General features: G+C 72.3%; 20 protein-coding genes, 3 tRNA genes and 1 riboswitch. Of the genes, 16 read left to right on the top strand and 7 right to left on the bottom strand.

The window, feature by feature from the left end:
- Positions 1 to 11: 11 nt before the first annotated feature.
- From hutH to ACIBHX_RS25810, 3 genes are all read right to left on the bottom strand, one after another.
- Complete coding sequence (gene hutH, locus ACIBHX_RS25820; RefSeq protein ID WP_397069799.1) at positions 12 to 1,562, bottom strand: histidine ammonia-lyase; 1,551 nt, start codon at positions 1,560 to 1,562, stop codon at positions 12 to 14.
- A gap of 16 nt (positions 1,563 to 1,578) precedes the next feature.
- On the bottom strand, positions 1,579 to 2,292 hold the full coding sequence (locus ACIBHX_RS25815) for an ArsR/SmtB family transcription factor (protein ID WP_397069798.1): 714 nt from the start codon (positions 2,290 to 2,292) through the stop codon (positions 1,579 to 1,581).
- An 85-nt stretch (positions 2,293 to 2,377) separates the two neighbouring features.
- Entirely contained in the window at positions 2,378 to 3,130 is a 753-nt protein-coding gene (locus tag ACIBHX_RS25810; protein WP_397069797.1) for a class I SAM-dependent methyltransferase, read from the bottom strand.
- A gap of 70 nt (positions 3,131 to 3,200) precedes the next feature.
- On the opposite strand from ACIBHX_RS25810, the gene ACIBHX_RS25805 reads away from it, so the two are divergent.
- The gene (locus ACIBHX_RS25805) at positions 3,201 to 3,776 is read left to right on the top strand and encodes a CGNR zinc finger domain-containing protein (protein WP_397069796.1); all 576 of its coding nucleotides are present in this window, start codon (positions 3,201 to 3,203) and stop codon (positions 3,774 to 3,776) included.
- A gap of 118 nt (positions 3,777 to 3,894) precedes the next feature.
- On the opposite strand, the gene ACIBHX_RS25800 is transcribed toward ACIBHX_RS25805, so the two are convergent.
- Both ACIBHX_RS25800 and ACIBHX_RS25795 read right to left on the bottom strand, forming a co-directional pair.
- Positions 3,895 to 4,110 (bottom strand): hypothetical protein, encoded by a 216-nt coding sequence (locus ACIBHX_RS25800; protein ID WP_397069795.1) that lies wholly within the window; start codon positions 4,108 to 4,110, stop codon positions 3,895 to 3,897.
- A 20-nt stretch (positions 4,111 to 4,130) separates the two neighbouring features.
- Positions 4,131 to 4,718 carry a helix-turn-helix domain-containing protein gene (locus ACIBHX_RS25795; protein WP_397069794.1) on the bottom strand — a complete coding sequence of 196 codons (588 nt, stop codon included), beginning with the start codon at positions 4,716 to 4,718 and terminating at the stop codon, positions 4,131 to 4,133.
- 55 nt (positions 4,719 to 4,773) lie between these two features.
- On the opposite strand from ACIBHX_RS25795, the gene ACIBHX_RS25790 reads away from it, so the two are divergent.
- Positions 4,774 to 4,941, top strand: a complete 168-nt coding sequence (locus tag ACIBHX_RS25790) for a tyrosine-type recombinase/integrase (RefSeq protein WP_397069793.1) — start codon at positions 4,774 to 4,776, stop codon at positions 4,939 to 4,941.
- A gap of 439 nt (positions 4,942 to 5,380) precedes the next feature.
- Here the strand turns inward: ACIBHX_RS25790 and ACIBHX_RS25785 are convergent, their stop codons facing one another.
- Positions 5,381 to 6,085 carry a siderophore-interacting protein gene (locus tag ACIBHX_RS25785; protein WP_397069792.1) on the bottom strand — a complete coding sequence of 235 codons (705 nt, stop codon included), beginning with the start codon at positions 6,083 to 6,085 and terminating at the stop codon, positions 5,381 to 5,383.
- Between the two features lie 117 nt (positions 6,086 to 6,202).
- Here ACIBHX_RS25785 and ACIBHX_RS25780 point away from each other — a divergent pair, with 117 nt between their 5' ends.
- From ACIBHX_RS25780 to ACIBHX_RS25715, 14 genes are all read left to right on the top strand, one after another.
- Entirely contained in the window at positions 6,203 to 6,673 is a 471-nt protein-coding gene (locus ACIBHX_RS25780; RefSeq protein ID WP_397069791.1) for a hypothetical protein, read from the top strand.
- Positions 6,674 to 6,707: 34 nt separating this feature from the next.
- Positions 6,708 to 6,779, top strand: a tRNA-Gly gene (locus ACIBHX_RS25775).
- 15 nt (positions 6,780 to 6,794) lie between these two features.
- Positions 6,795 to 6,865 (top strand) — tRNA-Cys (locus ACIBHX_RS25770).
- A 3-nt stretch (positions 6,866 to 6,868) separates the two neighbouring features.
- Positions 6,869 to 6,943, top strand: a tRNA-Val gene (locus ACIBHX_RS25765).
- A gap of 151 nt (positions 6,944 to 7,094) precedes the next feature.
- On the top strand, positions 7,095 to 8,333 hold the full coding sequence (locus ACIBHX_RS25760) for a restriction endonuclease (RefSeq protein ID WP_397069930.1): 1,239 nt from the start codon (positions 7,095 to 7,097) through the stop codon (positions 8,331 to 8,333).
- A gap of 71 nt (positions 8,334 to 8,404) precedes the next feature.
- Positions 8,405 to 9,058, top strand: coding sequence for a restriction endonuclease (locus ACIBHX_RS25755; RefSeq protein WP_397069790.1), 654 nt, complete (start codon positions 8,405 to 8,407; stop codon positions 9,056 to 9,058).
- 173 nt (positions 9,059 to 9,231) lie between these two features.
- Positions 9,232 to 9,987: an ABC transporter ATP-binding protein gene (locus ACIBHX_RS25750; RefSeq protein ID WP_397069788.1), complete on the top strand. Its 756-nt coding sequence runs from the start codon at positions 9,232 to 9,234 to the stop codon at positions 9,985 to 9,987.
- Positions 9,981 to 12,461 (top strand): FtsX-like permease family protein, encoded by a 2,481-nt coding sequence (locus ACIBHX_RS25745; RefSeq protein ID WP_397069787.1) that lies wholly within the window; start codon positions 9,981 to 9,983, stop codon positions 12,459 to 12,461. Before ACIBHX_RS25750 ends, ACIBHX_RS25745 begins: the two co-directional genes overlap by 7 nt.
- Positions 12,462 to 12,471: 10 nt before the next feature.
- Positions 12,472 to 12,618, top strand: a riboswitch (cobalamin riboswitch).
- Positions 12,619 to 12,651: 33 nt separating this feature from the next.
- On the top strand, positions 12,652 to 12,840 hold the full coding sequence (locus tag ACIBHX_RS25740) for a CbtB-domain containing protein (RefSeq protein ID WP_397069786.1): 189 nt from the start codon (positions 12,652 to 12,654) through the stop codon (positions 12,838 to 12,840).
- 8 nt (positions 12,841 to 12,848) lie between these two features.
- Positions 12,849 to 13,577, top strand: coding sequence for a CbtA family protein (locus ACIBHX_RS25735; protein ID WP_397069785.1), 729 nt, complete (start codon positions 12,849 to 12,851; stop codon positions 13,575 to 13,577).
- Between the two features lie 41 nt (positions 13,578 to 13,618).
- Positions 13,619 to 14,161 (top strand): histidine phosphatase family protein, encoded by a 543-nt coding sequence (locus ACIBHX_RS25730; protein WP_397069929.1) that lies wholly within the window; start codon positions 13,619 to 13,621, stop codon positions 14,159 to 14,161.
- Positions 14,161 to 16,323 carry a VWA domain-containing protein gene (locus tag ACIBHX_RS25725; RefSeq protein ID WP_397069928.1) on the top strand — a complete coding sequence of 721 codons (2,163 nt, stop codon included), beginning with the start codon at positions 14,161 to 14,163 and terminating at the stop codon, positions 16,321 to 16,323. Before ACIBHX_RS25730 ends, ACIBHX_RS25725 begins: the two co-directional genes overlap by 1 nt.
- Before the next feature lie 2 nt (positions 16,324 to 16,325).
- A complete protein-coding gene (gene cobO / locus ACIBHX_RS25720; RefSeq protein ID WP_397069784.1) occupies positions 16,326 to 16,928 on the top strand; it encodes a cob(I)yrinic acid a,c-diamide adenosyltransferase in 603 nt (200 codons plus the stop codon).
- Positions 16,922 to 18,247: a cobyrinate a,c-diamide synthase gene (locus ACIBHX_RS25715; RefSeq protein ID WP_397069783.1), complete on the top strand. Its 1,326-nt coding sequence runs from the start codon at positions 16,922 to 16,924 to the stop codon at positions 18,245 to 18,247. Before cobO ends, ACIBHX_RS25715 begins: the two co-directional genes overlap by 7 nt.
- Here ACIBHX_RS25715 and cobN read toward each other — a convergent pair.
- Entirely contained in the window at positions 18,202 to 21,900 is a 3,699-nt protein-coding gene (gene cobN / locus ACIBHX_RS25710; RefSeq protein WP_397069782.1) for a cobaltochelatase subunit CobN, read from the bottom strand. The two genes, ACIBHX_RS25715 and cobN, sit on opposite strands and share 46 nt — an antisense overlap.
- Positions 21,901 to 21,926 lie beyond the last annotated feature (26 nt).

The following is a 21,926-nucleotide window of genomic DNA, read 5'->3' as shown; positions in this document are numbered from 1 at the left end:
CCTCCGCCCCGCTAGGCGAGGGGGCCTGTCACTGCTTCCGCGGCGGTGACGACCGTGCCGTCGGCGACCAGGCGGACCACGCTCTCGATCTCCGGCGCCAGGAACCGGTCGGAGCCGGGGCCGGGCACGCTCTCCCTGAGCGCGGCGACCACGGCGCCGGTGGCGGGGGCGGGCTCGAGCGGGGCGCGCAGGTCGATGGCCCGGGCGGCGGTGAGGACCTCGACGGCCAGCACCCGGGTCAGGCCGTCGACGGCCCTGCGCAGCTTGCGGGCCGCGGACCAGCCCATCGAGACGTGGTCCTCCTGCATGGCCGAGCTCGGGATGGAGTCGACGCTGGCGGGCACGGCCAGCCGCTTCATCTCCGACACGATGGCGGCCTGCGTGTACTGGGCGATCATGTGGCCCGAGTCGACACCCGGGTCGTCGGCCAGGAACGCGGGCAGGCCGTGGTTGCGCGCCACGTCCAGGAAGCGGTCGGTGCGCCGCTCGGACATGGACGCGACGTCGGCGGCCACGATCGCCAGGAAGTCCAGCACGTAGGCGACGGGCGCGCCGTGGAAGTTGCCGTTGGACTCCACCCGCCCGTCGTCGAGCACCGCCGGGTTGTCGACGGCGCTGGCCAGCTCCCAGGTGGCCACGTTGGTCGCATGCGCGACCGTGTCGCGGGCGGCGCCGGCCACCTGCGGGGCGCAGCGCAGCGAGTAGGCGTCCTGGACGCGGGTGCAGGCGTTCGGGTCGCGGTGGCTGGCCATGATGCCGGAGGCGGCCAATACCTTGCGCATGTTGGCGGCGGCCAGTGCCTGGCCGGGCTGCGGGCGCAGGGCCTGCAGCTCGGGGGCGAACACCGCGTCGGTGCCCAGCAGGGCCTCCACGGACATCGCCGCGCTCACGTCGGCGGTCTTGAGCAGCCCGGTCAGGTCGTCGATGGCCAGGATGAGCATGCCCAGCATGCCATCGGTGCCGTTGATGAGGGCCAGGCCCTCCTTGGCGGCCAGCTCCACGGGCTCGATGCCGGCCTGCTTGAGCGCCTCGGCGGCCGAGGTGAGGTTCCCCGCCCTGTCCCGCACGACGCCCTCGCCCATGAGCGTGAGGGCCACGTGAGCCAGCGGCGCCAGGTCGCCGGAGCAGCCGAGCGAGCCGTACTCGTGCACGACCGGGGTGATCCCCGCGCTGATCAACGCGCCGAGGGTCTTGGCCGTCGTCGGGCGGATGCCGGTGTGGCCGGTGGCCAGCGTGTGCAGGCGCAGCAGCATGAGCGCGCGCACCACCTCGGTCTCCACCTCGGGCCCGCTGCCGGCCGCGTGCGAGCGCACCAGCGAGCGCTGCAGCTGGGCGCGCAGCGCCGGGTCGATGTGCCGGGTCGCCAGGGCGCCGAACCCGGTCGAGACCCCATAGGCCGGCACGGGACTCTCGGCCAGCTCGTCCACACGCTGCCGCGCCGCGGAGATAGCCGCGATCGCATCGTCGGTGAGCTGTACGGCGGCGCCGTGTCGGGCCACTCGGATGACGTCGTCGAAGGTCAGTGGCTCCGGACCGACGTTCACGACTCCGTTGTCGCGCATATTGCAACTCTCTCGCTTAGGTAACCGGCGTATGCGATGTTAGCTCCTTACCGGAGAACATCGCCTCGAGGCCCTGCCTGCCCTCGTCGGTGAGCGTCACCGCGCGCGGGATCTTGCCTCGCACGTACCACCCGCGCTCCAGCAGCACGCCCGTGATGGCCGCGCCGAGCGCGCCGCCCAGGTGGGCGCGGCGTTCGGTCCAGTCCAGGCATTCCGCAGCGAACCGCCTGCGCGCCCTCCTGGCTCCTGCCACGTCGACCCCGAGGCTTCTCAGCAGGGTTTCTCCTGTTTCTGTGGGATCCACCCCGTCCAGGTAGCCGCCCTCCCTGAGCTGGTCGAGCAGCGCCACGCCCGCCCGTCCCGCCAGGTGGTCGTAGCAGGTGCGGGCCTCCTCGAGCTGCCGCGCCTGCCGCGACTGCCGCAGCGACTGTACGGCCGGCCGCACGCTGATCCTGGCCAGCACCTCCAGCACCTCGGCGATCTCGTGGCCGGACAGCCGGTAGTAGCGGTGCCTGCCCTGCTTGACGACGTTCACCAGGTGGCCGTCGAGGAGCTTGGCCAGGTGGGCGCTGGCCGTGGCCGGGCTCACCCCGGACAGCCTGGCCAGCTCGCCCGCGGCCAGCGCCTTGCCGCCGAGCAGCGCGGTCAGGATGGCGGCCCTGGTCGGGTCGGCGATGAGCGCGGCGACGGGAGCGATGTCGGCGTCGCCTGCCACGTGTTCCACTGCCATAGTCCCGACGTTAGCCCAACCATGTTTCGACCCCGATCGAAGTGTGCCCCGATCCCTGCCCGGGCGGCCTGCCGTACAGAGGGGATCAGCGGACGGCGCAGAGCAGGCGGTTGTTGCCGCGCTGCCAGAGGGTCCCTGTCTCGGTGAATCCGGCCGCTTTGAGCGCCTGGAGGTGGGTGGACAGCAGGTGCGACTCCGAGCCGCTGTGGTCGGCGCCGGCGGTGGACCTGGCGTCGTTGAGCTCGGCGAGGGCGGGGTCGGCGGTGATGGCGTCCCACCACTGGCGCCAGTCCTCCGGCGGGCTGTCGGCGAAGCGGCGGGCCGTCTCCCTGTCGTGCACCGCCCGCTCCAGGCGCGCGATCGCGGGCGAGGTGTCGTCGCCGTCGAGGTGGTCGCCGTTGAGCAGCAGGCCGCCTGGCTTGAGGATCGAGGCCAGCTCGCCGTACACGACTTCCAGCTCGGGGCTGGAGATCCAGTGCAGCGCGGTGGTGCTGACGGCGACGTCGACCTGACGGTCGAGGCGGAGCCCGGCACTCCAGCCGGGGGTTCGCAGGTCGAGGGAGACGAAGTTCAGCCGCGGGTAGGCGGCCTTGCCCAGGCCGATCAACAGCGGGTCGGCGTCGACGGACACGACCGTGGCCTCCGGCAGCCGCTCGAGCAGGCGCGCCGACAGCGAGCCCGGTCCGCACCCCAGGTCCACGACCACCGGCGCGGGCCCCGCCGCGGCCTCCACGGCGTCGATCAGCGCGGTGAAACGCTCCTCACGATCGGGCAGATAGCCCTCCTGCTGCCGATCCCAGCGCGCGATCCACTCAAGTGCGGCATCGTTGGTGAGCACAAGTCCTCCCGTAACCGTCGTTTAAGCTTTGGGTAGTCACACGCTAGAACGTAGAGGTGTAACCGGTCAAGTGAACTTCAACAGTCACACCGATGGTGTGGTCCGCACGACCGTGGGCCTGATCAACGCGCTGACGCCCGGCGAACGGCGCGGCCGGCCCTACGAGCCGCCCGCCGACCTGGTGGAGGCCGCCACCGAGGGGCTGCGTACGGGCCATCCCGCGCACCGGGAGCCCTCCCCCGGCGAGGCGGCTTCGCTGGCCTCTCTGGCCTCGCGGCTGCGCGGAGTCTTCGACGCGGTGGCCGCGGGCGACCTGGACGGGGCCGCGGGCGAGGTCAACGGGCTCCTGGACGAGACCGACGCGCGGCCGCGCCTGTCCCGGCACGACGGGGAGCCCTGGCACCTGCACTTCCACGGGCCCGCCGGCAGCATGCCCGGCGACTGGGCGGCGTCCTGCGCGACGGCTCTGGCGATCGTGCTGGGCGGGGAGTTCCACGACCGGCTCGGGGTGTGCACGGCTCCGCACTGCGACCGGGTCTACGTGGACGTCTCCCGCAACGGGACGCGCCGCTTCTGCTCGACGGCCTGCCAGGGCCGCGTCAAAACCGCCGCCTTCCGCGCCCGCACCCGCGACGCGACCCCATAACTCCTGTACGGCGCGGCATTCTCTTATGACATTGTGACGTTGGGACCGCTGTGACACTCCCCGCCTCAGGCCATGATGAGCGCTAGGTCCTGCCTGGGAATCGTGTCGAGGCCGTCAATCACCGGGGCGGCACGGACGGCGACCACTGCGGCCTGCAGGCGTGGCGGTCCACGAGCCGCAGGCCCGTCCTCACCAGGGCCCAGCCGAGTCGCTCGCCGAAGGCGCTGATGATCGACGCGGGGGCGATCAGGCGGGCTTTACGCTGCCGGCCTGCCTCCTCCCGCAGTTCACTGGCTCGCACGCGTTCCACGAACAGATATAAGTCTGGATGCATCGTGGTCTCCTGGATGGTCGTCACGGTCGGAACGGGAAGCCGATCGTGTGCACGGTGACGTGCTCGCGGCCCTCGCGGTCGCCTGCCTCGCGGGCGGCGTCGCTGTGCGCCTCCCATTTCTTGAGGAGCTCTTTCATCTCTTCCCTGAGGCGGCCGAACTCCTCCGGGGTGAGCGACATCAGGTATTCGGAGCTGAAGGAGGCGTCGCGCCAGTCGTCCGGCCAGGCGGACTTGGTGTCGAGGTAGCTCTGATACATTTCGGCGCGCTGCCGAGCCACCAGCCGTGACAGCGCGATGTAGGCGCCTTCGCTCTCCGGGGTCTCTCTGAAGTCCTCGTCTTCGGTGCTGATGCCGCCGACCGCCATCTGCCACCAGCGCTCGCGGCCGTCCTTGCCGCCTTGCTCGGCTTCCTCGATCAGTCCGTGCGCTGCCAGCTTGCGCAGGTGGTAGCTGACCAGCGAGACCGCCTCGTCGACCTGGTCGGCGAGCTGTGAGGCGGTGGCGCGGTGGGCCACCCTGAGCGCACGGTAAAGCTGCGTCCGCAGCGGATGCCCCAGCGCCTTGAGCGTTTCGAGGTCCCTGATGCGACGCACGTTTCTCCGGGCCATGCGTCCAAGGTAGAAGCGAAAAAAGAATTGCGCAATAAATTTGCGCAATTTGTTTGTGGACCGCTGGATACGTCACACCTTCGGCACCAACCTGCTGCGCAGCGGTGTCGGCCTCGTCGTCGTGGCCCAGGTCCTGGGTCACGCGCGGCTCGACATGACGCGGCTGTACACCCTGCCCACCGACCCCGACCTCGAGGCCGCGGTCGCGACGCTTTCCGAGTGACCGCTGATGCAGTGGATGCTCGAATACCGGTGAGACCGCACCCATCCGCTCGTCCGCGCCGCCCTCACTCTGTACGGCGCGACCTCTCGATACGGCGGGCCGCCGCCACCGCCAACCGCCGCACTCCGGCCGGCCCCCGTCCAGGGAGACGCTCCTCCAGCTCCCCACACCCCACCGCAACACCCCACCCTGCCCAGACACCACGGCCCCCGCCTGCCCGCCGTACGAACACGCTCCCCCTGACCCGCCGCACCAGGCCCCGGCGTCGCGCCGCACAAGGCGCCGACCTTCGCCATACGCCGTCCCGCCGACCCGGCGCCTGAAAGCGCCTCGAGCGCGAGACCACTCCCGACCAGGTCTCGGTTGACCCACCTCACCGTGCCCAGTGACCCGCCGTACCAGGTCCCAGTCACCCGCCGTACAGGGCGTGGGGGTGGAGTTAGTCGAGGCCGCGGCGGCCGGGGGCCCAGAAGGGCTTGGTGAGGATGGAGCGGCGGGGCCAGCCGCGGTCCTTGACGAGGTGGGTGCGGATGGCCTGGATGGTGCGGGCTTCGCCGGCCAGGTAGGCGATGCCGGAGGCGCCCGGCAGGGGGAGGTCGGCCACGGCTTCGAGCAAGGGTTTGGAGGGGGTGGTGTGGGGGCCTTGGCGGGAGATGCGGTTGAGGGGGCGTGGGAGGTCGAGGTGGTCGTGGGGGCTCTCGGCCTCGACCACGCCGAAGGCCTGGTCGGCGGGGCGTAGGGCGCGCAGCATCGCACCGAAGGCCACCGACGCCGTCTCCTCCCCGGCGAAGAGGTGGTAGGCAGCCGGCCGTACCACGAGCTTGCCGTCAGGGTGGGTGAAGGCGACCTCGTTGCCGGCGCGCGCGGTGCGGACCCAGGCGGCGCCGGGCGCGTCGCCGCCGTGGTCGTAGCCGATCAGGTCGAGGGTCTCCCAGGTGGGGTCGAGGTGCCAGATGGAGTACGTCCTGAGCAGCACGCCGCGGCCCACCTGGACGCGCACGTGCTGGCCGGGGGTCCAGGTCAGGCCGGCGATCGCCGGGCCGCCGATCCTGATGCGCCGCATGCGGGGCGCGACCTGCTCGACCTCCACGATCTCGCCCACCACGAACAGCCGGTCACGCAACGCACGGCCGAGGGAAGCCATCTCGATACCCTCCAGATACATCACGATATATCGAACAGCTCGCGAGCCTAGCGCGATATATCGTGAGAATCCATACTTCGACGGCGGGCCAAACATTCCTGGCCCACTATGAGCCGCATGACGGACAACCCCGCACAGCTCATAGCAGACGCCGTGGACCGCTGCCTCGCACTGGCCGCCACCTGGCTGGCCTGGGACGGGCGCGCCATCGTCACGGACGGCGACAACATCTGGACCCCCGCCAAGGCCGCCCGCCGCATCGAGGACCATCTGATCGACCACCTGGCCGAGGTGGAGGCGCTGGTCGCCGGGGCGCCGACGGTGCCCGACCCCTGGCACGGCCGCGCGGTCACGCTGGAGCGGGACTGGGCCCGCTTCACCGAGCTCGACCTGGCCGAGGCGCGCTCGCGCTGGATCCGCCTGGGCCGCTCGTACGTGGACCGGTACTCCACGGTCCCGGACGAGTGGGACACGCCGCGCACGCCCAACTGGACGTTGCGCGAGATCGCCGAGCACGTCGCCGAAATCACCTGGTACGCCGAGCAGGTGGGCGAGCTCCGGTTTGGGGAGTCGGCGGGGATTCGCTAGAGTTCTCTACGTCACCGCGGCAAGCGGCGACGACGCGGAAGTGGCTCAGTGGTAGAGCATCACCTTGCCAAGGTGAGGGTCGCGGGTTCGAATCCCGTCTTCCGCTCGGAGCTTCCGTCTCGGTGGAGTGGCCGAGAGGCGAGGCAGCGGCCTGCAAAGCCGTCTACACGGGTTCAAATCCCGTCTCCACCTCACGGACGATTAGCTCAGCGGGAGAGCGCTTCCCTGACACGGAAGAGGTCACTGGTTCAATCCCAGTATCGTCCACCAGAGAAACCCCAGGTCACCGCCTGGGGTTTTCTGTTTCCCAGATCATGGATCATGGTTTCGGGAGCAAATCGGGAGCAGACTGCTCCACAAGATCAAGACCAGAGATGATCCCGGGAAGTCCAAGCCGAGAGCAGTGGTCTAGTTGAGCGCGATGGTGGCGCCCCTCTTCGGCGCCACCTCCCGTTACGAACGAGAAGAGGCCGCGCAGCGCGAGGCCTACGACGCGGCTCGTGCCAGGCATGCTGCCGCCGAGACAGAACGCCAGCGACGGTTGGATGAGCGTCGCCGAGCCCACGACGAGCTCGTGGCCCGTGCGACAGAGGAGGCCAATCGACACAACCAACAGGTCGATGCATTCGAGCAGGAGGTGCTGGCCGGCGCGTCTGAGGCCGTGGCGGAGTTCTTCACGCTTGTCCTCGACAGCTCGCGCTACCCGGAAGGCTTCCCACACAAGACACGAGCGCTCTACCGTCCCGAGGCGAAAGAGCTGGTAGTCGAGTTCGAGTTGCCGCCGCAGTCAGTTGTACCTGCCGAGCGGGAGTACAAGTACGTGGCAAGCCGCGACGAGATCGTTTCCGCCAAGCGCCCGACCCAAGAACTCAAGGAGATCAAGGACAGATACGCGCGTCTCACCGCGCAGACCGCGGTCCGGACACTGCACGAGGTCTTCGCCGGCGATCCTGGCGAGGTCGTGGCGATCGCCACGTTCAACGGTCATGTCTCGACCAAGGACAAGGCAACGGGACAGCCGATCCGTCCCTGTTTGATCAGCGTCAGCGCGACCCGAGAGGTCTTCTCCACCTTCGTCATCGAGGCCCTCGATCCCGTGGCGTGCCTCAAGCGGCTCAACGCGCTGGTCTCCCCGCACCCATACGACCTTGAGCCGGTCCGGCCCGTCGTGGACTTCGAGGCGCTCCTGTCGCAGTACAAGTTCGTTGACGGGATGGACGCCGTCGCCGGGTTGGACAGTCGACGCGACCTTCTGCAGATGACTCCAGCGGAGTTCGAGCATTTCGTCCGCCAACTCTTCGAGGCAATGGGCATGAAATCCTGGGTGACGCAATCCTCCAAGGACGACGGTGTCGACGCGGTCGCCGTAAATGAGGACCCAGTCTTCGGCGGACTCTGCATCATCCAAGCCAAGCGCTACAGCAAGGCCGTGGGGATCGAGAGCGTCCGCGCCCTCGCCGGAGTGATGGAGGACAAACACGCGACCAAGGGCATTTTGGTTACCACCTCCTGGGTCGGAAAGGAGAGCCGCGATTTCGCCGCCCGTCACGGTCGCATTCAGCTCATTGAGTGCGAAGAGCTGAAGTACCTGTGCAAGGAACACCTTGATCTGGACGTGCTTATAAGCCTGCCCAAGCCGCCACCCTCGCGGCGCCGGTGACCTGATCGACGGCATTTTGTCGGTCACGGTGTTCACACTCGCTCTCGACGCCATTCACCCGGGAGGATCACATGGCGAGGCGAGGGCGCAGCAGGCGGCGGAGACGGGGCAGCGGCGGGATCTGGATCCTGGTGGTGCCCATCGGTCTGGTGGCGGTGCCTGCGATGATCCGGTTCGTCACTACGAATGCGGTGGTGATCTTGATCGTCGTGGCTCTGCTGTTGGCCGGGCTCTGCGGCGTGCTGTACCTGCGGCACCGCATGATCGAGGCGGAACGGCGACGGTTCCTGGCCGCCAACCTCGAGCTGGCCAAGGTCGACCAGCTGACCGGCGACCAGTTCGAGCGCCTGATCGTCGAACGGCTGCGCGCCGACGGGTTCCGGCAGGTGAACAAGCGCGGCGGCAGCGGCGACCTCGGCGTCGACATCACCGCACTCGCCCCCGGCCACGGCCGGTACGCCTTCCAGTGCAAGCGCTACCGCAACACCGTCGGCGCCCCTGAGGTGCGCAACTTTCTCGGGGCGCTGGCCAACGCCTTCGTCGGATGCACCGGCGTCCTGGTCACCTCCGGCAGGCTGACCAGGCAGGCCAAGGCCGAAGCGCTCGCCGCCCGCCAGCCGCTCATCGTCATCGAACGCGACCAGCTCGCCGACTGGCTGCTCGGGACGGTCACTCTGCTGCCGTCCAGCCCGCCGGATCTGCTCGTCGAAGGCGAACCCGCGTAGATCAGGATCGAGCCTTCGGCGTTTTGTACGGCAAGCCACCTCCCCCAGGCGCCGCGAAGCCGTGGTTCGGTACCGCTAGCCGTACCCCGAGACGGCGGTTTGCCGGATGGTCCCCGAAATGCCCAGGTCAATACGGTTGCCGGGCAAGAAGACGGAGATAGGACGGGGGCCCAGTGAGCAGGCACGCGGTGCGCTTGGACGCGGTGACGAAGAGGTACGGGAGCGGGGCGGGCGCGGTGCACGCGCTGCGCGGGGTCACGGTGGACCTGCCGCGGGGCGGGCTCACCGCGGTGATGGGGCCGTCGGGATCGGGGAAGAGCACGTTCCTGCAGTGCGCGGCGGGGCTGGACACGCCGGACTCGGGATCGGTCCACCTCGGCGAGGCGGAGCTGTCACGGATGAGTGAGACCCAGCTGACCGAGATGCGCAGGGAGAAGGTGGGCTTCATCTTCCAGGCCTTCAACCTGATCCCGGCGCTCACCGTGGCGGACAACGTCACCCTGCCGCTGCGGCTGGCGGGGACGCGCCCGGACCGTGCCTGGCTGGGCGAGGTGATCACGCGGGTGGGGCTCGCGGATCGCATGCACCATCGCCCGTCCCAGCTGTCCGGCGGCCAGCAGCAGCGGGTGGCGATCGCGCGGGCGCTGGTGACGCGGCCCGAGGTGGTCTTCGCCGACGAGCCGACCGGCGCTCTGGACATGCGGACCGCGGCCGAGGTGCTTGGGTTGCTGCGCCAGGTGGTGGACGCGACCGGCCAGACGGTGGTGATGGTGACCCACGATCCGGTGGCCGCCTCCTACGCCGACAGCGTGCTGTTCCTGGCAGGGGGCGCCCTGGTCGACGAGGTCAGGTCGGCCTCGGCCGACACGATCCAGCGCCGCATGGCCACGCTGGGCGGGCACGGCCGGCAGGAGGCCGTGCCGTGCTGAGGCTCTCCTTCGCCATGCTGCGCGGGCGGCCGGGCCCGCTGGTCGGCTCGTTCCTGGCGCTGCTGTTCGCGGTCGCCATGGTCACCTCGTGCGGTCTGCTCATGGAGAGCGCCCTGCGGGCGCACAACCCTCCGGAGCGGTACGGCGCGTCCCCGGTCGTGGTGACGGGGAAGCAGTCGATCTCCGCGACCGACAACGCGGAGAACGTGCAGCTGGCCGAGCCCGTCACCCTCCCGGCGGCCCTGGCAGAGAAGCTCCGCGGGGTCCCGGGGGTGACCGGGGTCGTCCCCGAGCTCACCTTCCCCGTCGGGCTGGCCGGCGTCCCCGGTGCGGGTGGCCGGACCTACGGGCACGCCTGGCAGTCCGCCGCGCTCACGCCGTACTCCCTGCGCGCGGGCCGGGCGCCCGCCGCCTCCGGTGAGGTCGTCGTCGACGCCGGGCTGGCCGCGCGGGCGCGGCTCGAGGTCGGCGGGAAGGCACGCGTCCTCGGCAGGGACGGCGTGCGGGACTACACCGTGACCGGGATCGCCGCGACGGCTCTGGCCGGGCAGTCGTCGGTCTTCTTCACCGCGGAACGGGCCGGGGAGCTGTTCGCCCGCCCGGGCCGGGTGTCGGCGTTCGGCGTGTCAGGGCCGGGCGACCCCGAGCGGCTGAAGGAGCGCATCGCTTCCGCGCTGCCCGGCGCGGCCGCCTACGCGGGCGACCAGCGGGGGTTCGCGGAGGACCTGCGGATGCTGGACAGCAGGGAGATGCTCGTCGCGCTCAGCGGCGGCCTGGCCGGTGTCGTGGTGATGGTGGCGGTCTTCGTGATCGCCGGCACCTTCGGGCCGGCCATGCGGCAGCGTGAGCGGGAGATCGCGCTGCTGCGGGCGATCGGGGCCACCCCGAGGCAGGTTCGCATGATGATCGGCCGGGAGTCGCTGCTGGTCGGGATCGTGGCGGCCGCTGCCGGCGCGCCGCTGGGGATCGTGGTGGGCGGCTGGCTGCTCGGGCAGCTCGTCACGCGCGGGATGCTGCCCGAGGCGTTCGAACCGATCGCGGGGCCGATCCCGGTGCTCGCCGCCGTCGCGGTGGGGCTCGCCGCCGCCTGGCTGGCGGCCAGAGGGTCGGTACGGCGGGCGACGCGGATCCGCCCGGCCGAGGCGCTGGGCGAGGCCGCGGTGGAGCGGCGCGAACTGGGCCGGGGACGCGTGATCGCCGGTCTGGTCTTCCTCGCCCTCGGGTTGGGCGCCGCCGGGCTGTCGATGTCCGCGATGGGTGAGACGGTCGCCGCCACCGCCGGCGCGATCGTGCTCTTCCTGGTCACGGCCGTCGCGCTGCTCGGGCCGTGGCTGGTCCGGCTGGCGGCCGGGCTGGTGGGCGGCGTGCTCCGGCGGGCCTCGCGGGTGGGCGGATACCTGGCGGTGGCGAACACCGCGACGGGGGCCAGGCGGCTGGCGTCCGTGGTGAGCCCGCTCGTGCTGATGATCGCGTTCGCCGCGACCACGGTCTTCGCCCAGTCGACCATGGGCCACGCGGCCTCCCGGCAGGCCGCGGAGGGCAATCGCGCCGACTTCGTGCTGGAGTCCGCGTGGCCGGGCCTTCCCCCCGAGGCGGCCAGGGCCGCCCGCGCGCTGCCCGGCGTGCGCGGGGTGACGGAGGCGCTCGGCACGCGGGTGGTCGGCGAGTACGAGCAGCTGGGCGAGCGCACGCTGACCTCGCTCGGCGCCGTCGGGCTCGCGGCGCCGGTGCACGGCGTCGACCTCGGTGTCCGCGCCGGTTCGCTGGATCGGCTGCGCGGCGACGGGGTGGCGCTGAGCACGTTCGCCGCCGGCTCCTACGGGGCCGAGGTCGGTGACAGGGTGCGGCTGCGGCTCGGCGACGGCACTCCGGTTACGCGGACGGTCGTGGCCGTCTACGAGCGGGGGCTCGGCTTCGGCGACGTCGCCCTGCCGTACGAGGTGGTGCGTGATCACTCCGGTTCTGGCATGAGCGCGCGGCTGTTCGTAGTCGGCGGCTCGAAGGCGCGACTGGCCGGGCTGGCGCCGGGGCTGACGGTGCTGGACCGCTCGGACGCCGCCACCGTCCGCGACACGGCGCGGGAGCTGAACGACTGGGGCAACATGCTCGCGCTCGGGCTGATCATCGTGTTCATCGCGATCTCGGTGGTGAACACGCTGGTGATGGCCACCGGCTCGCGGGTCAGGGAGTTCGCCCTGCTCCGCCTCGTCGGCGGCACCCGGCGGCAGGTGCTCGGCATGATCCGCTGGGAGGCGCTCCTGGTCGGCGGCATCGCGGTCATGACAGGCACGGCGATCGCGGCGCCGACGCTGATGGCGCTCAGTACCGCCGTGACAGGGTCGCCGCTCCCCTACGTGCCGCCCGCCGTCTACGCGGCGATGGCCTGCGCCACGATCGGTCTGGCGTTCGCCGCGACGCTGCTTCCCGCCCGCCTGGCTCTGCGGGGCAGACCAGCCGAGCGGATCCTTGGGTGACGGCGGGGTCTCTGTTGACGTGAAACCGGGCACGGGATACATTCCGGGAGATTTCACGATCGTCCAAGAGAAATCCGGTGAGATGCCGGTGCGGACGCGCCACTGTATCCGGGACGCAGATCCCGGGAGCCAGGTCGCTTGGCGATCGTGACCTCACCGGTCGGGACGCGTCATCCCTGAGGAGGCAAGTATGAGTGGGCTGTCCACTCCTTCCGCTGTTCCCCTTCCCCGTCTGGGCCTCTGGCTGCTCACCGTGCCGGTGCTGCTGCTGGTCGCCTATCTCGTCCTGATGGACAACGGCGCCGTCTCGCAGGCCGGGTCCTATCTGCACGAGCTCATGCACGACGGGCGGCACCTGCTCGGCGTGCCCTGCCACTAGGCGCGGGCATGATTCGCACCCTGCTGGTCAGGGGCCTGCTCGTGGGCCTGCTGGCCGGACTCGTCGCGGGCGGGTTCGCCTTCGTCTTCGGTGAGCCGCGCGTCGACAGCGCGATCGCCCTGGAGGAGGCGCACGCCGCTCACGAGGCTCCCGCCGGGCACGACCACGGCGAGGAGGAGCTCGTGAGCCGGCCCGGGCAGAAGGCGGGGCTGTTCCTGGCCACCGGGCTGTACGGGCTGGCGGTGGGCGGGATCTTCGCCCTGGTGTACGCCGGTCTGCGCGGCCGGGTGGGGCCCCGCTCGGAGGGCGGGCTGGCGCTCGCCGCCGCCGGGATGGCCTTCGTGGCGATCATCCTTGTTCCGTTCGTGAAGTATCCGGCCAATCCCCCGGCGGTCGGCGATCCGGACACGATCAACGGCCGGACGCTGCTCTACGTGGTGATGGTGCTGGTCGGGCTGGCGGCGACGGCGATCGCGGTGGCCACGGCCCGGCGCGTCACCGCCGGGCCGTGGGCGCGCTGGGCGGCCGGTGTGGCGGCGTTCCTGGTGCCGGTGATCGCCGCGTGGCAGCTGCTGCCTGCGGTCAACGAGGTGCCCGCGGACTTCCCTGCGACGCTGCTGTGGCAGTTCAGGGTCGCCTCGCTGGGGACGCAGCTGGTGTTCTGGACGGCTTTCGGCGTGCTGTTCGGCTGGCTCTGCGACCGGGCCGTGCGCCGTCGCGCGGCCGTTCCGGTCTGAGCCGGGTGGTGCTGTTCGTACGGCAGGCCGGCACGCCCGGTATGCGGGCGGCCTGCTTCCCTGACCCGGACTCGGAAGCCGATCCCGCGAGCCTGGCCCGTGCTGCCGCTCGGGCCGGGGCCCTGACAGGGGCTTCGGATGGGATGGCATGGGTCGGACCCGGGCGGGCGGCCGGGCAGACCGCGGTCGCGCTGGGGTTCGAGCCGTGCGTGGTTCCCGCGCTGGGCGAGGCGGATTTCGGGCGGTGGACCGGCCTGCCGTACGCGAAGGTCGCCGAGCAGGAGCCGGAGGCCCTGGCGCGGTGGTTGAGCGATCCGGACGCGGCGCCGCACGGCGGCGAGAGCCTGGGGTCCCTCGCGGCGCGGGTGGCGGACTGGCTCGACGGGGTGCGCGACGTGGAGGGCTCCGGTGGTGGGGTGGTGGTGTGTGATGCGGGAGTCGTCCGTGCGGCGATCGGGCGTGCGCTGGGGCTGGATCCGGTGCGGGCCGGGCGGTTCGATGTCGCGCCGCTGTCCACGACCGGGCTGGCCGTCTCGCGTGACGGCTGGCGGGTCGCCCATGTCAACCGGAGGCTCGTCCCGTGATCGTCACCTATCCCTTCAGCGCGGTCGTCGGGCTCGCGGACCTGAAGCTGGCCCTGCTGCTGAACGCCGTGTCGCCGCGGGTGGGCGGCGTCCTGGTGCGGGGCGAGAAGGGGACCGCGAAGTCCACGGTCGTCCGCGCACTGGCCGCCCAGCTGCCCGCCGTGGAGGTGGTGCCGGGCTGCCGGTTCGCGTGTGATCCCGCGGCGCCCGATCCGCGCTGCCCCGACGGGCCGCACGAGCCCGGCGGTGCCGGGCTGACCCGTCCGGCGGCGCTCGTCGAGTTACCGGTGGGGGCGACCGAGGATCGGCTGTCCGGATCGCTGGACGTGGAACGGGCCCTGACCGAGGGCGTGAAGGCGTTCGAGCCGGGGCTGCTGGCGGCCGCCCACCGCGGGGTGCTCTACGTGGACGAGGTCAACCTGCTTCACGACCATCTCGTCGACCTGCTGCTCGACGCGGCCGCCCTGGGCATCTGCTACGTCGAGCGCGACTCGGTGTCGGTACGGCATGCCGCCCGGTTCCTGCTGGTGGGGACCATGAACCCGGAGGAAGGCGAGCTGCGGCCGCAGCTGCTCGACCGGTTCGGGCTGACGGTCGAGGTGCGGGCGTCCCGGGATCCCGGGGAGCGGGCCGAGGTGGTCAGGCGGCGGCTGGCCTTCGACGCCGATCCCGAGGGATTCGCGGACCGGTGGGCGGGCGAGGAGTCGGCGCTGGCGGCCAGGATCGTGCAGGCCAGGGTCCGGGTGCCGGACGTGCGGCTGCCCGATGCGCGGCTGCGGCAGATCGCGGCGGTGTGCGCCGCGTTCGAGGTGGACGGCCTGCGGGCGGACCTGGTGACCGCCAACGCCGCCATCGCGCATGCCGCCTGGCTGGGGCGGGACGCGGTCACGGTGGCGGACGTACGGGCGGCGGCCAGGCTGTCGCTGCCGCACCGGCGGCGGCGCGACCCGTTCGACGCGCCGGGGCTGGACGAGGCGCTGCTCGACGAACTGCTCGACCGCACCTCAGGAGACGACGACCCCGACGACCCGCCGCCCGGCCCGGACGGCTCCCCGCCCCCCGGCCCGGGAGACGATACCTCCCCCGGTTCGGCGGGAGACGACCGAGCCCACGACCAGGCCCCCGACGACGGGCATCAGGAAGGGGTGACGGACCGCGGGCCCGGCCAGGCGCCGCGCGACGGGCAGGCGGACCCCGCGCCCGACCAGCCGCGCGGCGGGGAGGCGGACCGCGGTGCGGGGACGGAGCCGGGCAGCGGCCAGGGCGAGAATCCCGAAGCGGGCATGCGGGCGGATGGCGGCACCGGCCGCGACCAGGGTGATCCGGAGATGAACGTGCCCGGGACGGTGGTCGTGGCCGGGGCGACGCATCGGGTGCCGTTGCTGGAGGTGCCCGGGGTGGGCGAGGGGGCGGCGGGGCGGCGGTCCCGGTCGAAGGGCGCCGGAGGGCGGGCCGTGGGTTCGCGGCGGCCGGGGGCGAAGGTCACCGACGTGCACGTGGCGGCCACGGTGCTGGCGGCCGCGCCGTACCAGAAGGACAGAGGGCGCGGCGGCCGAGGGCTGGAGCTGCGGGCGGGCGATCTGCGGGAGGTGCGGCGCGAGGGCCGGGAGGGGAATCTCGTGCTGTTCGTGGTGGACGCGAGCGGCTCGATGGCGGCGCGCCGGCGGATGGGGGCGGTGAAGGCGGCGGTGCTCAGCCTGCTGCTGGACGCCTACCAGCGGCGCGACAAGGTGGGGCTGGTGACGTTCCGCGGCACGTCGGCGGAGGTGGCGCTGCCGCCGACGTCGTCGGTGGAGGCGGGCGCGGCGCGGCTGCGGTCGCTGCCGACGGGCGGGCGGACCCCGCTGGCGGCGGGGCTGACGCGGGCTGCGCAGGTGCTGCGGGTGGAGCGGCTGCGGGATCCGGCTCGCCGTCCGCTGGTGGTGCTGGTGACCGACGGGCGGGCCACGCACGGCGGCGACGCGGAGCGGGCGGCCGCGCTGCTGGCGGGTACGGCGAGCGTCGTCGTCGACTGCGAGAGCGGCCCGGTCCGGCTCGGCCTCGCGGCCGGGCTGGCGGCCCGGATGGGCGCCAGGCTCCTCCCCCTCGACGCGCTGACCGACCTCGGCTCGGTCGTCCGCGACCACAGAACCGACCAGCCCAACTACAGGAAGGCAGGCTGAGGATGCCGCAGGGCAAGCCGGCCGTCGTGCCGGAAGACGGCCTCACCACCCGGCAGCGCCGCGCGCGGCCGCTGCTGATCGTGCACACCGGCCCGGGCAAGGGCAAGTCCACGGCCGCCTTCGGGATGGCGCTGCGGGCGTGGAACCAGGGCTGGCCGATCGGCGTGTTCCAGTTCGTGAAGTCGGCCAAGTGGCGCATCGGCGAGGAGCGGGCGCTGCGGGTGCTCGGCGAGACGGGCGAGGGCGGCCCGGTGACCTGGCACAAGATGGGCGAGGGCTGGTCGTGGATCCAGCGGCCCGGCACCGAGGAGGACCACGCGGCCGACGCCCGCGAGGGCTGGGAGCAGATCAAGCGGGACCTGGCGGCCGAGACGTACCGGTTCTACGTGCTCGACGAGTTCACCTACCCGCTGAAGTGGGGCTGGCTGGACCTGGACGACGTGCTTGAGACGCTGTCCGGGCGGCCGGGCAACCAGCACGTGGTGATCACCGGCAGGGACGCGCCCGAGCGGCTGGTCGAGGCCTCCGACTTGGTGACGGAGATGGCCAAGGTACGCCACCCCATGGACGCCGGGCAGAAGGGGCAGAAGGGCATCGAGTGGTAGTACCCCGGCTCGTGATCGCCGCGCCGTCCTCGGGCAGCGGCAAGACGACCGTGGCGACCGGCCTGATGGCCGCGCTGCGGGCGCGCGGGCTGCGGGTCTCGCCGCACAAGGTGGGCCCCGACTACATCGATCCCGGCTACCACGCGCTGGCCACCGGCCGTCCCGGCCGCAACCTGGACCCGTGGCTCGTCGGTGAGGACCTGGTCGCCCCGCTGTTCGGGTACGGCGCGGCGGGCTGCGACGTGGCGGTGGTCGAGGGCGTGATGGGCCTGTTCGACGGCCGGGGCGAGACGGACTTCGCCTCGACCGCGCACGTGGCCAGGCTGCTCGAGGCCCCGGTGGTGCTGGTCGTGGACGCGGCCAGGCAGAGCCGGTCCGTGGCGGCGGTGGTGCATGGTTTCGCCACCTTCGACCCGCGCGTCACGGTGGGCGGGGTGGTGCTCAACCGGGTGGGCTCCGACAGGCACGAGGAGCTGTGCCGGGCGGCGCTGGCCGAGGCAGGTGTGCCGGTGCTGGGCGCGATCCGCCGCGACGACGCGGTCGCCACGCCCTCTCGCCACCTGGGGCTCGTCCCCGCCGCCGAGCGCGAGTCCGAGGCGGTGCGGGCCGTCGACCGGCTCGCGGCGCTGGTGTCCCGCTCGTGCGACCTGGACGCCCTGGTACGGCTGGCCGCCTCGGCCCCCGCGCTCCCGGTCGAACCGTGGAGCCCCGGGCCGCCGGCTGAGGGCCGGACCGTGGTGGCGGTGGCGGGCGGGGCCGCGTTCACGTTCGGGTACGCCGAGCACGTCGAGCTGCTGCGCGCCGCCGGGGCTGACGTGGCGGTGTTCGATCCGCTCAGGCACGAGCGCCTCCCCGAGGGGACCGCCGCGCTGGTGATCGGCGGCGGCTTCCCCGAGGTGTACGCGGCCGAGCTGGCCGCCAACGAGCCGCTGCGCCAGGAGATCGCCGCCTTCCCCGGCTCGATCGCCGCCGAGTGCGCCGGGCTGCTCTACCTGTGCCAGGAGCTGGACGGCCGGCGGATGTGCGGCAGGGTGCCTGGCAGGGCGCGCATGACGGACCGGCTCACGCTCGGCTACCGGGACGCCGTGGCGCTCAAGGACTCGCCGCTGACCCGGCGCGGCGAGCGCTACCGCGGCCACGAGTTCCACCGCACCGCGGTGCGGCTCGCCGCGGAGCCGCTGTTCGCCTGGGAGGGCGGATCGGACGGGCACGGTGACCCGCGGGTCACCGCGTCCTACCTGCACCTGCACTGGGCGGGCACGCCCTGGGCGGCTCAGCGGCTGGTGTCGTCCTCCAGGTCGCCCTCCGTCTTGAGGTAGACCTCCCGCAGCCCGCGCAGGACCTCCGGATCGGGGTGCTGCCACATGCCGCGATCGGCCGCCTCGAGCAGCCGCTCGGCGATGCCGTGCAGCGCCCACGGATTCGACTGGGCCATGAACGCCTGGTTCTCCGGGTCGAGCACGTACGCCTCGGTGAGCTTGTCGTACATCCAGTCGGCCATGACGCCTGTAGTGGCGTCGTAGCCGAACAGGTAGTCCACCGTCGCGGCCAGCTCGAAGGCGCCCTTGTAGCCGTGCCTGCGCATCGCGGCCAGCCAGCGCGGGTTGACCACCCGGGCACGGAAGATCCGCGAGGTCTCCTCCGACAGCGTCCTGGTCCTTACCGCGTCGGGGCGGGTGCTGTCGCCCACGTAGGCGGCCGGGGACCTGCCGGTCAGCGCCCGCACGGTGGCGATCATGCCGCCGTGGTACTGGAAGTAGTCGTCGGAGTCGGCGATGTCGTGCTCGCGGGTGTCGACGTTCTTGGCGGCCACCGCGATCCTGCGGTAGGCGTCCTCCATCTGCGGGCGGGCGGCCACGCCGTCCAGGTCGCGGCCATAGGCGTAGCCGCCCCACACGGCGTAGACCTCGGCTAGGTCCGCGTCGTCGCGCCAGTTGCGGCTGTCGATCAGCGGCAGCAGCCCGGCTCCGTACGCGCCCGGGGCCGACCCGAAGATGCGCATCGCGGAGCCTCCCGGCTCGTTGACGTGGGCGCGCACGTAGTTGTCCGCGTCGGGCTCGGGCTGCGCGGCGGCCAGCCGTACAGCGTCGTCGAGCATGACCACCACGTGCGGGAAGGCGTCGCGGAAGAAGCCGCTGATGCGGACCGTCACGTCGATCCTGGGGCGGCCCAGCTCGGCCGGCGGGATGGGGCGCAGGCCTGTGACCCTTCTCGACGCCTCGTCCCACTCGGGACGGATGCCCAGCAGGGCCAGCACCTCGGCCACGTCGTCGCCTGCCGTGCGCATCGCGCTCGTGCCCCACACCGACAGGCCGACCGAGCGGGGCCAGTCGCCGTGGTCGGCGCGGTAGCGCTCGAGCAGCGAGTCGGCCATGGCCTGGCCGGTCTCCCAGGCCAGCCGGGAGGGTACGGCGCGCGGGTCGACGGAGTAGAAGTTGCGGCCGGTCGGCAGCACGTTGACCAGGCCGCGCAGCGGCGAGCCGCTCGGGCCGGCGGGCACGTAGCCGCCGTCGAGCGCGTGCAGCACGTGGTCGAGCTCGTCGGTGGTCCGGTCAAGCCGCGGAACCACCTCCGTGGCGGCGAACCTCAGGATTTCCGCCACGAGCTCCCGCGACTCGGGGCCACCATCCAGGACCATGGCCGCCACCTCGGGGGCGGCGGCCGGGTTCCAGGCTCGTGCCTCCATCGCCTCCACTAGTGCGCGGGATGTCGCCTCCACCCGGTCCACGTCCTTCAGCGCCGCGCCGCCGTCCTCCCTGAGGCCGAGCGCCTCGCGCAGGCCCGGCAACGCCGTACGGCCCGCCCACATCTGACGGGCGCGCAGCATCGCCAGCACCAGGTCGACCCGCGCCGGGCCGGAAGGCGCCTGGCCGAGCACGTGCAGGCCGTCGCGGATCTGGGCGTCCTTCACCTCGCACAGCCAGCCGTCCACGTGCAGGATGAGCTCGTCGAACTCGGCGTCGTGCGGCCGATCGGCCAGCCCGAGATCATGGTCGAGGCGGGCGGCCTGGATGAGGGTCCAGATCTGCGCCCGGATCGCCGGCAGCTTGGCCGGGTCCATGGCGGCGATGGAGGCGTGCTCGTCCAGCAGCTGCTCGAGCCTGGCGATGTCGCCGTAGGTCTCGGCCCTGGCCATCGGCGGCACCAGGTGGTCCACGAGCACGGCGTGCGCGCGCCGCTTGGCCTGGGTGCCCTCGCCCGGGTCGTTGACCAGGAACGGGTAGACCAGCGGCAGGTCCCCGATCGCGGCGTCGGCGGCGCACGAGGCCGACAGGCCCGCGGACTTGCCGGGCAGCCACTCCAGGTTGCCGTGCTTGCCGACGTGGATCATCGCATGCGCGCCGAAACCTGTGCTTTCCCCGCCCCCCGACGACAGCCAGCGGTAGGCGGCCAGGTAGTGGTGGCTGGGCGGCAGGTCGGGGTCGTGGTAGACGGCGATCGGGTTCTCGCCGAAGCCGCGCGGCGGCTGCACCATCACCACGACGTTCCCGGCGCGGAGCGCGGCCAGCACGATGTCGCCATCGTGCACGAACAGCTCGCCGGGCGGCGGCCCCCAGTGCCGCTCGATCCCCTCGCGCAGGTCGGCGGGCAGCGTGCGGTACCACTGCTCGTAGGCGGCGGCCGGGATGCGCACCGGGTTGGCCGCGAGCTGCTCCTCGGTCAGCCAGTCCTGGTCCTGCCCGCCCGCCGCGATCAGCGCGTGGATCAGCGCGTCGCCGTCCTCGGGGAACACTGTGTTTCTCCCGCCCCCCTCTCCGAGGGACCCACCCCCCGGCCCCAGGTCGTAGCCCGCTTCCTCGAGCCTGGCCAGGAGCCTGACCGTGCTGGCCGGGGTGTCCAGCCCGACCGCGTTGCCGATCCTCGAGTGCTTGGTCGGGTACGCCGACAGCATCACGACCAGGCGCCGCTCGGCGGGCGGGGTGTGCCTGAGCAGGCCGTGCCGTACGGCGATGCCCGCCACCCTGGCCGCCCGCTCGGGATCGGCGACGTAGACCGTCAGCCCGTCCCGGTCGATCTCCTTGAACGAGAACGGCACCGTGATGATCCGGCCGTCGAACTCGGGGATCGCCACCTGCGAGGCCGCGTCCAGCGGCGACAGGCCGTCATCGTTGGCCTCCCAGGCCTGCCTGCTGGTGGTCAGGCAGAGTCCCTGCAGGATCGGCACGTCCAGCTCGGCCAGCGCGCCGACGTCCCACGCCTCGTCGTCGCCGCCCGCTCCGGCCGTCGCCGGGCGGGTGCCTCCTGCCGCCAGTACGGTCACCACGAGCGCATCCGCGGCGCGCAGGGTGTCGAGGAGTCCCGGCTCGGCGGTGCGCAGAGAGGAGCAGAAGACCGGCAGCGCCCGTCCGCCCGCCTCCTCGATCGCCCGGCAAAGCGCCTCGACGAAGGCGGTGTTGCCCGCCATATGGTGCGCCCGGTAGTAAAGCACCCCGACCACCGGCCCCTCACCGCGCGACTCGCCCCCCAGCACGCCGATCAGCGAGCCCTCACTGCGCGACTCGCCCTCCGGCTCGCCGGTCACCGGGTCCTTGCGGTGTGGCTCGCGTTGCAGCACACCCCAGGAGGGGGCGGGGGCGGGTGGGGCGAAGCCGCGGCCGGTCAGCAGGACGGTGTCGGACAGGAAGGCGTGCAGCTCGGCCAGGTTGGCGGGACCGCCGTGGGCCAGGTAGGCGTGCGCCTCGGCGCAGACGCCCCCGCTGACCGTGGACAGCTCCATCAGCTCGGCGTCCGGCGCCTGCTCGCCACCCAGCACCACCACCGGGCGCGGCCCGGCCAGCAGCGCGTCGAGCCCCTCCTCCCAGGCCCGCCTGCCGCCCAGCAGGCGGACCACGACCAGGTCGATGCCTTCGAGCAGTTCTGGCAGATCACCTGCGGCCAGCCTGGCGGGGTTGCCCAGGCGGTAGTCGGCGCCGCCGGCGCGGGCGCTTAACAGATCGGTGTCAGAGGTGGAGAGCAGCAGCACGCCAGGCACGGCAGGGTCCTCCCTCGGGGTCCTCG

The sequence above is a fragment of the Nonomuraea sp. NPDC050536 genome, assembly GCF_044457685.1.
Classification (GTDB): Bacteria; Actinomycetota; Actinomycetes; order Streptosporangiales; family Streptosporangiaceae; genus Nonomuraea.
This window is presented reverse-complemented; position numbering and strand designations above follow the sequence as displayed.